The sequence below is a fragment of the Allokutzneria sp. A3M-2-11 16 genome, assembly GCF_024213555.1.
In the GTDB taxonomy this organism is placed as follows: Bacteria; Actinomycetota; Actinomycetes; order Mycobacteriales; family Pseudonocardiaceae; genus Allokutzneria.
Genome location: NZ_JANAVO010000002.1, coordinates 121,418 through 135,396, shown reverse-complemented (window position 1 = coordinate 135,396; position 13,979 = coordinate 121,418). Strand labels below are relative to the sequence as shown.

Annotated in this window: 8 protein-coding genes; 2 read left to right on the top strand and 6 right to left on the bottom strand. The window is 67.3% G+C overall.

What is annotated here, in order from left to right; all coding sequences use genetic code 11:
• Nucleotides 1-27: 27 nt before the first annotated feature.
• Together NLX83_RS41905 and NLX83_RS18710 are read left to right on the top strand one after the other, a co-directional pair.
• Nucleotides 28-4,749, top strand: a complete 4,722-nt coding sequence (locus tag NLX83_RS41905; protein WP_308209333.1) for an SDR family NAD(P)-dependent oxidoreductase — start codon at nt 28-30, stop codon at nt 4,747-4,749.
• 80 nt (nt 4,750-4,829) lie between these two features.
• Nucleotides 4,830-6,128: an outer membrane protein assembly factor BamB family protein gene (locus NLX83_RS18710; protein WP_254236372.1), complete on the top strand. Its 1,299-nt coding sequence runs from the start codon at nt 4,830-4,832 to the stop codon at nt 6,126-6,128.
• On the opposite strand, the gene asnB is transcribed toward NLX83_RS18710, so the two are convergent.
• Genes asnB through NLX83_RS18680 form a run of 6 tightly spaced genes read right to left on the bottom strand, consistent with a single transcriptional unit; the run spans nt 6,121 to nt 13,643 of the window.
• Entirely contained in the window at nt 6,121-7,899 is a 1,779-nt protein-coding gene (asnB, locus tag NLX83_RS18705) for an asparagine synthase (glutamine-hydrolyzing) (RefSeq protein WP_254236371.1), read from the bottom strand. The two genes, NLX83_RS18710 and asnB, sit on opposite strands and share 8 nt — an antisense overlap.
• A gap of 9 nt (nt 7,900-7,908) precedes the next feature.
• Nucleotides 7,909-9,114: a cytochrome P450 family protein gene (locus NLX83_RS18700; protein WP_254236370.1), complete on the bottom strand. Its 1,206-nt coding sequence runs from the start codon at nt 9,112-9,114 to the stop codon at nt 7,909-7,911.
• Nucleotides 9,102-10,445 (bottom strand): ABC transporter ATP-binding protein, encoded by a 1,344-nt coding sequence (locus tag NLX83_RS18695; RefSeq protein ID WP_254236369.1) that lies wholly within the window; start codon nt 10,443-10,445, stop codon nt 9,102-9,104. The genes NLX83_RS18700 and NLX83_RS18695 overlap by 13 nt, the downstream gene beginning before the upstream one ends.
• Nucleotides 10,442-11,197: an ABC transporter permease subunit gene (locus NLX83_RS18690; RefSeq protein ID WP_254236368.1), complete on the bottom strand. Its 756-nt coding sequence runs from the start codon at nt 11,195-11,197 to the stop codon at nt 10,442-10,444. The genes NLX83_RS18695 and NLX83_RS18690 overlap by 4 nt, the downstream gene beginning before the upstream one ends.
• On the bottom strand, nt 11,194-12,099 hold the full coding sequence (locus NLX83_RS18685; protein WP_254236367.1) for an ABC transporter permease: 906 nt from the start codon (nt 12,097-12,099) through the stop codon (nt 11,194-11,196). The genes NLX83_RS18690 and NLX83_RS18685 overlap by 4 nt, the downstream gene beginning before the upstream one ends.
• On the bottom strand, nt 12,096-13,643 hold the full coding sequence (locus tag NLX83_RS18680) for an ABC transporter substrate-binding protein (RefSeq protein ID WP_254236366.1): 1,548 nt from the start codon (nt 13,641-13,643) through the stop codon (nt 12,096-12,098). Before NLX83_RS18680 ends, NLX83_RS18685 begins: the two co-directional genes overlap by 4 nt.
• Between the last annotated feature and the right edge of the window lie 336 nt (nt 13,644-13,979).

Here is a 13,979-nt window from a genome sequence, read left to right as displayed (position 1 = left end):
CCGCGCTACTCACGCGCACGTGCCCACGTGCGTGTTTCGCTCTGGCGCGTGGCTGTTGCGATCGTGGGTATGGGCTGCCGTTTTGCGGGTGGAGTCTCTTCGCCGGAGCGGTTCTGGTCGTTCCTGATGTCGGGTTCCCGTGCCGTGGGAGAGGTACCGGAAGGGCGTTGGGACGCCGCGTGGTCGAAGTCACGGGAGAACGCGGCAGTGCTGTCGCGGGTGACGTCGCGGGGTGCCTTCATCGACGATATCGCGGGCTTCGACAACACGTTCTTCGGTGTGTCGGGCACAGAGGCGGAACAGCTGGACCCGCAACAGCGAATGGCGCTCGAAGTTGCCTGGGAAGCCCTCGAACACGCGGGGATCGATCCGACGAAGCTGGCGGGCACGGACGCCGGTGTCTTCATGGGCGTCGGCTCGGACGACTACGGTCGGAGGCTCCTCGAAGACCTGCCCGACGTTCGCGCGTGGACCGGGATCGGCGCCTCGGCGTGCGCGGTCGCGAACCGCGTTTCGTACACATTGGACTTACGCGGACCGAGCTTTTCCGTTGACACAGCTTGTTCTTCGTCGCTTGTCGCACTGAACCAGGCTTGCCGGAGCGTTGCCTCCGGCGAGGTGCCGCTGGCGCTCGCGGGTGGCGTGATGCTCATGTCCGGCCCGGGTTTGACCGCTGTCCTCGACGAGGCCGGGGCGATCTCGCCGGATGGCCGGTCCAAGGCGTTCGACGCCACCGCCGATGGCTACGGTCGCGGTGAGGGCTGCGGAGTCGTCGTGCTGAAGCGGCTGTCGGACGCCATTGCCGACGGCGATCACGTGTGGGCCGTCGTGCGGGGTGGGGCGGTTCGCCAGGACGGCCGCACCGACGGGATCATGGCGCCGTCACGGGAAGCGCAGGAACACCTGCTGCGCGCCGCGTACGCCGACGCCGGGGTGGATCCGCGCGAGGTGGGCTACGTGGAAGCGCACGGCACCGGGACGCGCGTCGGTGATCCGATCGAGGTCGGAGCACTGTCCACTGTGGTGGGTGAAGGCGGCTGTCTCGTCGGCTCGGTGAAGACGAACCTCGGCCACACCGAAGCCGCCGCGGGCATCGCCGGAGTGATCAAGACCGCGCTCGCCCTGGACGCGGGCGTGGTACCGCCGACCGTGCTGGACACGTCGCTCCGCGAGGACATCGACTGGGCGGGTCTGGAGGTCGTGACCTCGCCGCGTTCGCTGGAGTCGAGGTTCGCGGGCGTGGCCAGCTACGGCTACGGCGGGACCATCGCGCACGTCGTGCTGGAGAAGGGGCCCACTTCGGTTGCCGCTTCGGAAACCGTTTCTGGGCTTCGGGTGTATCCGGTGTCAGGCGGCTCCGAGGCCGCGGTTCGCGAGCAGGCTTCCCGGCTCGTGTCGGCGATCGGCGAGCGCTCACTCGCCGACGTCGGGCACACACTGGCCCACCGCCGCGCGCATCTGCCCGTGCGCGCGGCGGTGGTGTCCAGTGATCACTCGACGCTCGTGGCCGGGTTGGAGTCGGTTTCCCCGGTGGTTTCCTCGTCTTCCGATGTGGTGTGGGTGTTTTCGGGGCACGGTGCGCAGTGGTCGGGGATGGGCCGTTCGCTGCTGGTCGATTCGCCTGCCTTCGCCGAGGTCATCGATCGTCTGGAGCCGGTTTTCCGGGCGGAGCAGGGGATCTCGCCACGTGCTGTCCTGGAGTCGGGATCGCTCGGGGGAGTGGACTGCATCCAATCGATGTTGTTCGCGATGCAGGTGGGAATCGCGGCGGTGCTGTCTTCGTACGGTGTCCGTCCTGCGGCGGTGATCGGCCACTCGGTCGGTGAGATCGCGGCGGCCGTGGTCGCGGGATCGTTGACGGAGGAGCAGGGCGCGCGGCTGGTGTGCCGTCGCTCCCGCCTGCTTCCGTTGGCCGCGGGCCAGGGCACGATGGCCATGGTGGACATGTCGTTCGAGGAGGCTTCAGCGCTGCTGGCTGCGCGCTCGGATGTCGTTCCCGCGATCGCGGCGGCTCCAGCCTCGACGGTGCTCGCCGGTACACCTTCCGCCCTGGACGCCTTCCTGTCCACTTTGGATGGACGCGTTGTTCGGCGGGTGGATTCAGATGTCGCGTTCCACTCGCCACAGATGGCTCCGTTGGCCTCCCAGTTGGCATCGGCGATGGCAGACCTCTCGCCTTCTACGCCGAACATTCCCTTGTATGTCACCGCTGTTTCCGATCCTCGCTCGGCTCCGCGCCAGGATGCGTTGTACTGGGCGCAGAACTTGAGGAACCCTGTGCTGTTCAGGGATGCGGTGGAGGCTGCGGTCGAGGACGGCTTCCGGGTGTTCCTGGAGATCTCCGCGCATCCAGTGGTCAGTCACTCGATCAACGAGGTCCTTGGTGGCAAGGGCGTTGTGGTGCCGAGTCTTCGGCGGAACCAGCCGGAGCACGCCAGCCTGCTCACCGCGGTCGGATCGCTGTACTGCCATGGGATTGACGTGGACTGGTCGGTGCTTCAGCCCGATGGCGGTTTGACGGACCTGCCTGGGGTCGCCTGGCAGCACACGCATCATTGGGTTTCGGGGCCCAGTGCGTCGTTCCCGCGTGACACGTTGCTCGGCACTCCTGTTTCTGTGCACGGCTCGACGGTTCGGGTGTGGACGACGACACTGAACGTGCGTACGCGTCCCTACCCCGGGCGGCATCCTGTGCTGGACACGGAGATCGTTCCCGCGGCGGTGCTGCTGAACACATTCCTGGAGGCGGGGGAGTGTTCTGGGCTTTGTGACGTGTCGCTTCGGACTCCGGTGGTGGTGCCGTTGTCGGGTGCGCGTTCGGTTCAGGTCGTTCGTGATGGCAACAGCATGCGCATCGTCTCCGACGATGCCGTGACTACTACGGCTCTTGTGGATTCCCGTGCGGGATCTGGGTTTTCCATATCGGCCTCTTCGGAGTTGCCGCCGGACTACGTGATCACGCGGCTGGCGGAGCTGGGTGTTGCGGCCATGGGTTACCCCTGGCGGTTCTCGGAGCTTCGTCGCGGTGATGGCGTGTTGACGGGGCGAGTGAGCACTGATGGCGGTTGGGCTTCGATTCTGGACGCGGCGCTGTCCATGGCTTCTGTGGTGTTTGGCGGGCCCGCGGTGTTGCGGATGCCTTCGCGCCTTGCTCGCTTCGGTGTTTCGGGGGTGGCTCCGACCTCGGCGTCGATCTCGGTTCGTATTGTTGATCAGTCCACCGTGGATGTCTGGGTTTCGGGGGATGATGGGTCGGCGTGGCTGGAGGGGCTGCGTTACGGGGAGCTGACGGCTGAAGCCGACTCGCTCGCCGAGCTGCGGTATTCAGTCGAGTGGAAGCCTTTGTCCACTTCGGACGCTGTGGCTCTGACGGACGTGTCCGTTCTTGGCGATGCGAAGCTGGCTGCGGCCTTGGGGGTGCCCGAGGGGGCTTCCGGCGCACATGTCCTGTGTGCGCCGGACTCCGTTGCCTCGCTGCTCTCCCTTGTTCAGTCGCATTCTGGTTCGCGGCTGTGGTGCGTGACTTCCTCCGCTTCGATGATGGGGGTGAGCCGTGTCGTGGCGAGTGAGCACCCCGAGTTCTGGGGCGGCGCGATCGAGCTGCCCTCGCACATGACCGCGCTCGACGTGTCGGCTCTGGGGCGGGCTTTGTCGTCTCGGGAGCCGGTTCTCGCTGTGCGGGAGGGTGAGGTCTTCGTTCCGCGCCTGGTGCCTGTCGTTGGGGCGGGCTCGTTCTCGTGTCGTGCTGACGGCACGTACCTGATCACTGGCGGCTTGGGAGCACTGGGGTTGGAGGTGGCGGCACATCTGGCCCAGCGAGGTGCGCGTCGGCTGGTATTGCTTGGACGGACACCGCTTCCTCCACGGTCCTCGTGGGCTTCTTGTTCACCTGGTCGGGCTGTGCTTGCTCTGGAAGCTGCCGGAGTCTCTGTCTTCCCCGTTGCGGCGGATATCGCTGACCTTTCTTCGGTGCGTCAGGCTTTGGCCAGCGTGCAGGCTCCGCCGGTCACCGGCGTGGTGCACGCGGCTGGTGTGGTCCACAGTGGACTGATTCAGTCGTTGGACGCCTCGGTCGTCGCCTCGGTGATGCGCCCGAAGGTCGATGGCGCTCGGGTGTTGGACGCACTGTTCCCGCCGGGGTCGTTGGACTTCATGGTGTTCTTCTCGTCCGCGGGGCCGTTGTTGGGGTTGCCCGGTCAGGCCGCGTACGCGGCGGCCAACGCGTTCCTTGACGACTTGGCAACGCGGCGTGGCGGGGAGACGGTGAGCCTGGCGTGGACGAGCTGGCGCGGCCTCGGCATGTCGACCTCGGCCTCGGCGACGGACGTGGAGCTGGCGGCTCGGGGGACCGCGGACGTCACCGCTTCGCAGGCACTGCGCGCTTTCGACCAGTCGGTCGGAGGTGAGGCGAACGTGGTCGCGGTGTTGCGTGTGCTGCGCGATCATTCGGGACCTCGGCCCGCGGTGCTCGACGAGGTGGTTTCTTCCTCTCCGGCGAGGGTTGAGGTGGGGGATGTGACGGAGTTGGTGTCGGAGGTGGTTTCACGGGTGTTGGGGATGCCGGAGATCGGCGTGGATCGGGCTTTGAGCGAGTTGGGGGTGGATTCGCTGCTGGCTTCCGCGTTGCGGGTGGAGTTGGAGAGGGCGGTCGGGGTGGCTTTGCCTGCGACGTTGTTGTGGAACTATCCCTCGGTGGGAGCGATCTCCGGCTACTTGAGGTCGATGGTCAAGGCCGCCGCAACCTCCTGACCAGCGCATTGCAGAAAACTTCAAGCGTGGCCTCCTACTGTCCGCGAGCGAACGAGGACCGGCCGATAGAGGGGACTCGCGTGCGGCGCGACGCAGTGACGGTGGTGTGCCTGGCAGCGGCTGTGACGCTGGCCGGGTGTAGTGAGGCGACGCGGGGTCTGCCAGCGGAGCCAGGGACGGGCCCGCAGTCGACGACGTTCGTGGCGCCTGCCAAGACGGCCGATCCGCCCATGGGGTTCGACACCGCCGCCGCGGTGGCTCTGCCCAAGTCGGCGTTGCGGGCCAATCTCGCGGGCGATGCGGTTTCCCGGTTCCTCACCTTGCGCGAACGGACGGCGTACATCGTGGCGCCGAACAGCCTCACGGCGGTGGATGTCCTTACCAGTAAGCAGAACTGGACCGTAGGCATCGAGGGCAAGCCAGCGGACCCGTACGCGCAGAGCGGGCCGTTCGTCAACCCGGTCGGCCCCAGACCACCCGCGGTGACGGACAAGCTCGCCGCAGCGGCCGTGGCGACGGCGGAACCGGGACAGGGGACCACACCCGGGTTCACGGCGTTGACGGTTGTCGCCGCCGATGCCACGAGCGGGGCGAAAGCGTGGCAGGCCAAGGTCAAGGTCGCCACGGACACCTACGGCGGCAGCGGTCAGGGATCGGTCACCAAGGTCTCCGCGATCAGCGACAAGGCCGTGGTCGCCAGCTATTCCGACAGCGACAGGGCGTTCACGGTGGCGCTCGACGCCGCGACCGGGGCGACGTTGTGGGAGCGCCGCGACTACGAGGCGGGCAGCCTCAACGGGCATGTGTTGGTGGGCACGGACTCCAACGTCGCCGAGAACAAGTCGATGAACCAGGCCACCGCCCTGGACGTCGTCACCGGCGGGCAGTTGTGGGTGGGCGCGACGAGGGCGAGCCAGCTCACCGTGGTGCCGTCCGACCCGGCGCTGGTGGTGGTCAACCGCACCGACTACGGCAGCGGCAAGCCGTCGCTGTTGTTCCTCGACCCCGCTTCCGGTGCCGTCAAGGGAGAACTGAAGGGCGAGGGCGGATTCGGCAGCAGGGCCTACGGCGAGTGCGTGTACGACCAGCAGTCGGTCCTCGTCTGTACGAATGGCGGGCGCGTCACCGGCTACAACGCCAAGACTGCCGAGCAACTGTGGACGCTGCCCGACGTGGGCGCCAACCGTGTCGCTCCCGGGGTCGTGACCGCGTGGCACGGAGCGGTGTACGGCAGGGTGAGCGGGAAGCCGATCGTGCTCGATGCCAAGACCGGCAAGGACATCTCCGCCACCGTCGAAGTCGCGCCGTTCTGGGTCAGCCGGTACGCCGGGATCGGCGTCGACAAGGACGGAGCGCCGCAGGCGTACCCCGTCAAATAGCGAGGGTCGGGCGGTAAAGATCAACCCAGTGGTACAGGTCGAGAACCCGCTCCAAGCCCTGTCGCACCGAACCGGGAACCGACGACGCCCCCACGGCCGCGCGCAGCCACTGGCGGTCGATCAGGGCGAACACGGGATTGTCCTTCTCCGACAACACATCGGCGGCCTGCGCCTGCAACGAAGCGACGTAGTCGGCGGACTGAACGGTGGGATAGGGGCTCTTCACACGGTCGGCGACCGACTGGGGCAGGACGTGGCGGACAGCGGCACGGAGGAGGCTCTTCTCGCGGCCGTCGAAGTGCTTGAACGACCAAGGGGCGTTGTACACGTACTCGACCAGGCGGTGGTCGCAGAACGGGACGCGCACTTCGAGGCCGGTAGCCATGGACATGCGGTCCTTGCGATCCAACAAAGCCCGGACGAGGCGGGTCAGGTGCAGGTGGCAGACAACGCGCATCCGGCGCTCGGAAACGGACTCGTCGTCGAGGAACTCCACCGACGCCACGGCGGAGGCGTACTGGTCGGCGACGTAGGAGTCGAGGTCCAGGCCGAGGTCCTTGCGCAGCACCGCCGTTCGATCGGCGTTGATGGAATGCGAGAAGGCCAGCCATGGGAACGTGTGAGTCGCCTCGATGTGGAACCAGGGGTAGCCACCGAAGAGCTCGTCGGCGGACTCGCCGGAAAGTGCGACGGTCGACTCGGCGCGGATGGCCTTGAACAGCAGGTAGAGCGACGTGTTGATGTCGCCCAAACCCAACGGGATGTCCCAGGCCGAGACGACGGCGCGGCGCAGCGAAAGATCGGACAGCTCGCTGGGGTCCAGGATTACGTTGGTGTGCTTGGAACCCACGAAATCAGCGACCTCACGGACGAATCCGGAGTCAGCGGTCGAGCGAAGCTCATCGGGCTGGAACTCGCCGACGAAGTCCACCGAGAACGTGCGCAGGTCAGGAAGAGCTTGGGCGGCCAGGCCGGTGATAGCACTGGAATCGAGACCACCGGAGAGAAGCACGCACTGAGGGACGTCGGCGACGAGCTGGCGCGAGACGGTGTCGGTGAGGAGATCGCGAACCGTCTCGATCGTGGTGTCGCGGTCGTCGGTGTGCTCGGCGGTCTCAAGTGACCAGTATGCGCGCGAGCGGAGTCCGTTGCGGCTCAACGTGAGGACGGTGCCCGGTGGGACTTCGTGCATGTCCTTCCACAAGGACCAACCCGGTGCCTTGGTCTGGCCGAACAGCTCGTAAAGGCAGTCGCGGTCGATCACGCGCGAGGACAACGGGTTGGCGAGGATCGACTTCGGCTCGGATCCGAACAGCAGACCGTCCGAAGTGCGTTGGTAGTACAGCGGTTTGATGCCGAGGCGGTCGCGGACCAGGAGGAGCTTCTGCTCGCGGGAATCCCACAGCGCGAAGGCGAACATGCCGTTCAGGCGCTCCGCGACGGCCGAACCCCAACGGAGGTAGCCGTTGAGGACCACCTCGGTGTCGCTGCGAGTGCGGAAATTGTGTTCCCCCAAGGACCTGCGAAGCTCGGCGAAGTTGTAGACCTCGCCGCTGTAGACGAGGGTGACACCGTTGGCCTCCATGGGTTGCGCGCCACCGGGAAGGTCGATCACGGCGAGGCGACGGTGTCCGAGCCCCACCTGCGGGCGCAGCCAGGTGCCGGATGCATCGGGACCACGACGGGACATGGTGTCCGTCATCGCGTCGAGCACATCCGCGTGCTGCGTCAGATCGGTGTCGTAGGCGACCCAGCCGGTGATGCCACACATCGTCTTGTCCTAGGGATGAAGTCGGACCGGGAGAGCTTCGAGGCCGTGCATCTGCGTGCTCTTGCGCCAGCGCAGCTCGGAGGGATCTACAGTGAGTTCGATGTGCGAGAAGCGTTCCAGGAGGCGGCCGATCGCGATCTCGCCTTCGAGGCGGCCTAGCGGAGCCCCGACGCAGTAGTGAATCCCGTGGCCGAAGCCGAGGTGCGCGCCGGTCGGCCTGGTGATGTCGAGCTTGTCGGGCTCAGGGAACCTTGTGGCATCACGGTTTCCGGCGAGGAGTGAGACCATGACGAACTCACCGGCCGGGATCTCCACATCGCCTACGCGCACCGGGGATGTGGTGTACCTGGGCGAAGCCATGTTGTTCGGCGTCTCGTAGCGCAGGAACTCCTCGATGGCATTGGGCAGCAGGCCGGGGTCCGCGCGCAGCGCCGCGAGCTGCGACGGATGTTGCAAGAGACCGAGGACGCCGTTGCCGATCAGATTGACCGTCGTCTCATAACCGCCGATGAGCAGGATGAACGTCATCGCGATCAGCTCGGGGACCGAGAGCTGGTCGCCGTCCTCGGAAGCGTGCACCAGAGCGGAGAGCAGATCGTCGGCCGGAGCGGAACGCTTCTGCTCGGTCAAGCCCGCGAGGTAGCCGGCCATCGCGCCGGACGCGGCACCGATCTGCTCCGGTGGCGCGGTCGAGACCATCGCGTTCGACCAGCCGCTGAACCGCTCCTGGTCCTCGGGCGGAATGCCCATCAGCTCGCAGATCACCATGATCGGCAGCGGCAGCGCGAACGCCGGGATCAGGTCGACGCTGCCGGACATGTCGTCGAGCAGCTGTGCGGTGATCTCCTCGATCCGCGGGCGGAGCCGGGCGATCGTGCGCGTGGTGAACGCCTTGGTGACGAGTTTGCGCAGCCGAGTGTGGTCCGGCGGGTCCACGTTGAGCATGTGCGCGGCCAACGACCGCGAGAACTCGATCTTCTTGCCCTCGGCGAGTTGTCGTTGGTACTCAAGACGGTCGTACACGCCGTCGCTGCTCAAGCGGGGATCGGTGAGCAGCGAACGGGCCTCCGTGTGACTGGTGACCAGCCACACCCGCATCCCGTCCGGCATCAGCACCGGACACGCGGGTCCTTCGCGGCGCAGCCGATCGGCCAGCTCGTGCGGGTTCTGCAAGTACTCCGCGTCGAGCCGCGGCAGCTCCTCTACGTCCTGCACGGTCGTTCCTCCAGTAGCAGCGCGGGCAGGTCCTCCGGCCGCGCGAGCAGGTCATCGGTGCGTCCGGTCACGGCGACGCGACCGTTGACGAGCACGAGAACGCGGTCGGACACCGCCGCGGCCACCTGGGCATCGTGGGTGATGAACACGACCGCGAGCCCGTGCCGCTGGCGGAGCTCTCCGAGCAGACTGAGCACGCCTGCCTGGGTCGAAGCGTCCAACGCTGAGGTGATCTCATCGCAGACCAGAACTTTTGGTTGGGCGGCAAGGGCTCTGGCGAGCGCGACGCGTTGCCGCTGACCGCCGGACAGTTCACCGGGTAGCCGCGAGGCGAACTCGGCGGGCAGTCCGACCGCGTCGAGCAGGCGGTGCACCTCCGCGTCGTAGGGCCGCCGCATCCCCCGGATCTTGCGCAGCGGGCGGACCAAAGCCGTGCGGACGTCCTGGCGCGGGTGCAGCGACTCCGCCGGATTCTGTGGCACCAGCTGGATATCCGATCCGGACACCGCTCCCGAGCTGGGCTTGTGCAGCCCGACCAAGCATCGCGCGAGCGTGCTCTTGCCAACGCCCGAAGCTCCGAGCACGGCAAGACATTCCCCCTCGCGAACGTCCAAGTCAACGTCGTTGAGCACACGATGCGAACCATGAGCCGCATGCAGGCCCGAGGCACGTAGAGCAATCGGTCCGTCCGAAGTGGACGGTGTGCGAGGGATGGCGCTACGAGTCGGAGCAGAGCCGTCCATCGTGAACACGCGATCGACCAGACTGTCCACTGTGTCCAGATCATGGCTGATCCACAACAAGGCGACGCCGCTGTCCCGGAGCCGTCGAAGCTCGGTCAGCACTTCGGTCTTGGCCAGCACGTCCAGCGCGGTGGTTGGCTCGTCCAGTACCAGCAGCCGTGGCTGGCGGGCAAGCGCGATGGCGAGCGCGACGCGCTGCTGCTGACCGCCGGAGAGCTGATGCGGGTAGCGGCCGACCAGTGAGGTGGACAGGCCGACGCGGGAGAGCGGCAGATCGGCACTGACCTTGGCGTAGGGATTGAGCAGCAGGCCGGGGTCCTGGCCGAGGTAACCGACAACACCGCCGCGCACTCCGGGCGGAGGCGAGGGAAGCATCGGGTGTCCATCCACATAGGACTGACCGCTGACATGGCGCACCCCGGGGCGGAGGTGGCCCAGCACTGCCAACGCGAGGGTCGTCTTCCCGGAGCCGGAAGGCCCGAGCACGCCAACGGCCTCGCCCGGCGCGATCGTGAGGTTCACACCGTCCAACAGCGGCCGACCGTCCGCGGAAAGCGACAGGTTGGACAGCTCCACCAACGGTTTCATCCGAGCATCCCCCTGGAGCGCCGCGCAACGCGATCCGCGAAGAGGTTCGAACTCACCGCGAGCAGGGCCACGCCAAGCACGGGCACGAGCAGCGCCCACGGCTGCAAAGGCGCTCCCGGCAGGGCCTCCACGATCAGCAAGCCCCAGTCCGAGTCCGACACGCTCAACCCGAGAAATCCCGCCGCGGCAACGAGATGCACCGATGAGACGAACCTCATCCCGGCATCAGCCAGAACCGTGCCACCCACCAAAGGCAGGATCTCCCGGCCCAGCAACCACGCCCAGTTCTCCCCGCGCGCGATCGCGATCTCCACGTGCGCGCGGCCCACGACCTGTGCCGCGGCAGCCTGGGTGACCCGTGCGGCGAGCGGAGCACCGGCGATCGCGACAGCGAGCACAAGCCCCGTGCGATCCGGCATCGCCGTCAAAGTCAGCAGCAACACCAGAGTCGGTGGCACCGCGGCGATCGCGTCCAAGGGCCACATCAACATCTGACGCTTCGTCAAAGCAACCGCCAACCCGACAGCCGCGCCGAGCAGCACGCCGGCCGCCGCGGCGGCGAGGCTGGTCAACACCAGGGGGCGACCGCCGTGCAGCATGCGCGACAAGACATCCCGGCCGAGGTGATCGGTCCCGAACGGCATCGCCCACGTCGGCCAGGAGTACGGAGCCCCGATCGGTTTCGTCGCCGAGTGCGGCGCGAACGAGGGAAGCGCGATCAGCCCGGCGACAAGCGCGAGGACCCACTTCACGAGGCGGTCCGCAGACGAGGGGTGAGGAACCGGATCGCGATGTCGGCGAGCAGAAGCGCGAGCAGCATCGCGCCACCCAAGATCAGGACGAGGGCCTGCACGACGGGGAGATCGCCGGACTGCACCGAAACGACCAGGAGCTCACCGATGCCCGGGTAGCCGAAGACCTTCTCCACCAGCACTCCACCGCCGACGAGGCTCACCCCGGTCACGAGCCACACCTGCACCGCGACCGGCAGCACAGCGGGAATGACCGCCGTGCGCAACACCGGAATTCCGTTGAGGCGCATGAACTCCACGTGCGGCGATCTCAGCACGGTCGAGGCCGCCGAGCTGATGACCCTGATCGCATAGGCCATGCCGACCGCGAGCAGGCTCAACACGGGCAGCACCAAGGCCGATGGGTGCGCGAGCGGGCTCGAACCCGCTGGTATCAACGACACCGCGGGAAACCACCGCAGGGTGATCGCGAACAGCAGCACCGCACCCACGGCGAGCACGAACTCCGGGACCGACGCCAGTACAAGAGCTCCGGCCGAAACCACTCGCCGGGTTGCCGCCAGCAGGCCGAGGCCGAGGGACAGCGGGATGAGCAACGTGAGGCTGATTCCGGCCAGCAGTGCGGAGTTCCCGACGCGGTCGGCCAGCATCTCCGATACCGGCTTGCCCGTGGCCGACCGACCGAGATCACCGCTGAGGAGCCCGCTGGCCCATTCGCCGTAGCGCACCAGCACTGGACGGTCCAGCCCGAGCTGATGCCGTGCCGCCTCAACTCGTTCCGGCGTCGCGGTCGGACCGAGTCGGGTGGTGACAGGATCACCGGGGAGCAGTTCGACACCGACGAAGACCAGGAACGACAGCACCGCGAGCAGCGCCGCGCCGGTGGCCAGCCTGGTGATCACGCCAGTCCGGCTTTGCCGAGATAGGGGTACTTGGCGAGGCCGCGCACCTCGACGCCCGCGACGGCCTTGCGCTCCAGGCTCAGCGTGTCGGCGAGCCCCCAGACGATCGTGTTGCCACGGTCGGACATCACGTCCTGCACCGTCGTCCACGCCCTGCGCCGCGCCGTGTCGTCGACCGCGGCGAGCCCGGCGGCGATCGCGTCGTTCAACTCGCGATCGTTGAGCGCCAGGGAGGGATAGGCGGCGAGGCGCGCGTAGATCACCGGAAGGGGCAGCGCTCCGATGGAGAAGGTGACACCGTTGCTCGCCGCGAGGGCCCTGGGCTCGAAGAACTCCGCCACACCAACGATGTCCGGCTTCACCTTGAGCCCGACCTCGCGCAGCTGTTCGGCGAGGAGCTGCGTGGACGCGTTGTAGCCGACCTCGTACTCCGTCGACCGGATGGTGATCGACGCGCCCTCGGCACCCGCCTCGCGTAGCAGTTTCCGTGCCTGGTCTACGTCTCGGCGCAGCGGCTCGCGCTCGGCGAAGTGATCCGTGCCGAAGCCGTAGAGGTCGTTGCCGGGCTCGCCGTAGCCGAGCAGCACACTGTCCACAAGGGACTTCCGGTCGACGGCGAGCCGCACCGCACGACGGGCACGAGGATCGTTGAACGGCGCGATCGTCGCGTTGAGCACGAAGCCGAACCCGACTCGATGCCGCCGCCCGGCCGTGCGGACCTCGACGTCCGGGCTGCCGCTTCCGGCTTTCGCCATGCTGAACGGGATGTCGCCCGCGTAGTCGGCCTGGCCGGTGCGCACCGCGTTCACCTTGGCCTGCGGGTCGGACAGGCTGAGCACGACCAGTTCGTCCACCGCGCCCGCGCCGTCCCAGTACCGGTCGAACCTGGTCAGCCGTGCCTCGCGGCCGGGCTCGAACGCGGTGACCCGGTACGACCCGGTGCCGACCGCGGTGGTCGGGGTGAAGGAGGTCGCACCGTCCTTGATCACCTTGGTCAGGAAGGCGGCGATGATCAGCGCCGGATCGCCGATCGGTTGCCGCGTCGGCACAACCAGGGTCCTGACGTCGCGGATCGCGACCTTGCCGAGGTCGAAGTAGCTCTGGAGCTCGCTCGGCATGGGGCGTTCCGGCGCGCTCATGTAGCGGAAGCTGTACGCGACGTCGTTGGCGGTGAACGGCGAACCGTCGTGCCACACCACGCCGTCGCGGAGCCGCAACACGAAGGACCTCCCGTCCGGCGCGGGTTCGGCGGCGAGCGCCAGCCGGGGCGTCGCGCGGCCGTTCTCGATGGAGAACAGCACGTCGTAGAGCACGTCGTTGCGGACGAAGTCCACCGGCGACGCCGAGCCGAACGGGTCGAGCGTGTCCGCGGTGCCGCCGCCGGTGAACACCGCGCGCAGGCTGCCGCCCTTGCGGGGCACGCGCCCGGCCGTGTTCTCCACCGGCGCGGACGCCGGAGTGCTCGGGCCGCAGCCGCCGAGCAGCGTCGCGGTGCCGAACGCGAGTCCGGCCGAGCGCAGCAGGGCGCGACGACTCAACGGCATGAGGGGACCTCCGGGACGGAGCGAGAGTGGTTAGGTCGACCTAAGCGCGGTCAAGGTAACAAGCCGCCCAGGGGAGTTCAACGGCGAGATTCCAAGAGCGCCCTTCGTCACGTGAACGATCCGTGACCGGGGCGAACGCAGCGTGACCCGTGCGGATATCCGCATGTGACGATGCTGGATTCTGCGCTTAGTGTGCTGATGTGCCAAGGAAATTCATGGCCAAACGCGAATCTTTAAGTGTCCACTGTGTACTGATTCGGGGGTTCGCATGGGTCCTTGGTCACGAGGTGGTCCGCTCCCTCGATATTTGGTAAGGGTTACCTTAGTCTCTTGAAC

Coding starts and splice junctions, on each gene's coding strand:
- NLX83_RS18680 (WP_254236366.1), bottom strand. CDS start 13,643: ATGCCGTTGAGTCGTCGCGCCCTGCTGCGCTCGGCCGGACTCGCGTTC.
- NLX83_RS18695 (WP_254236369.1), bottom strand. CDS start 10,445: ATGAAACCGTTGGTGGAGCTGTCCAACCTGTCGCTTTCCGCGGACGGT.
- asnB (WP_254236371.1), bottom strand. CDS start 7,899: ATGTGTGGCATCACCGGCTGGGTCGCCTACGACACCGATCTGACGCAG.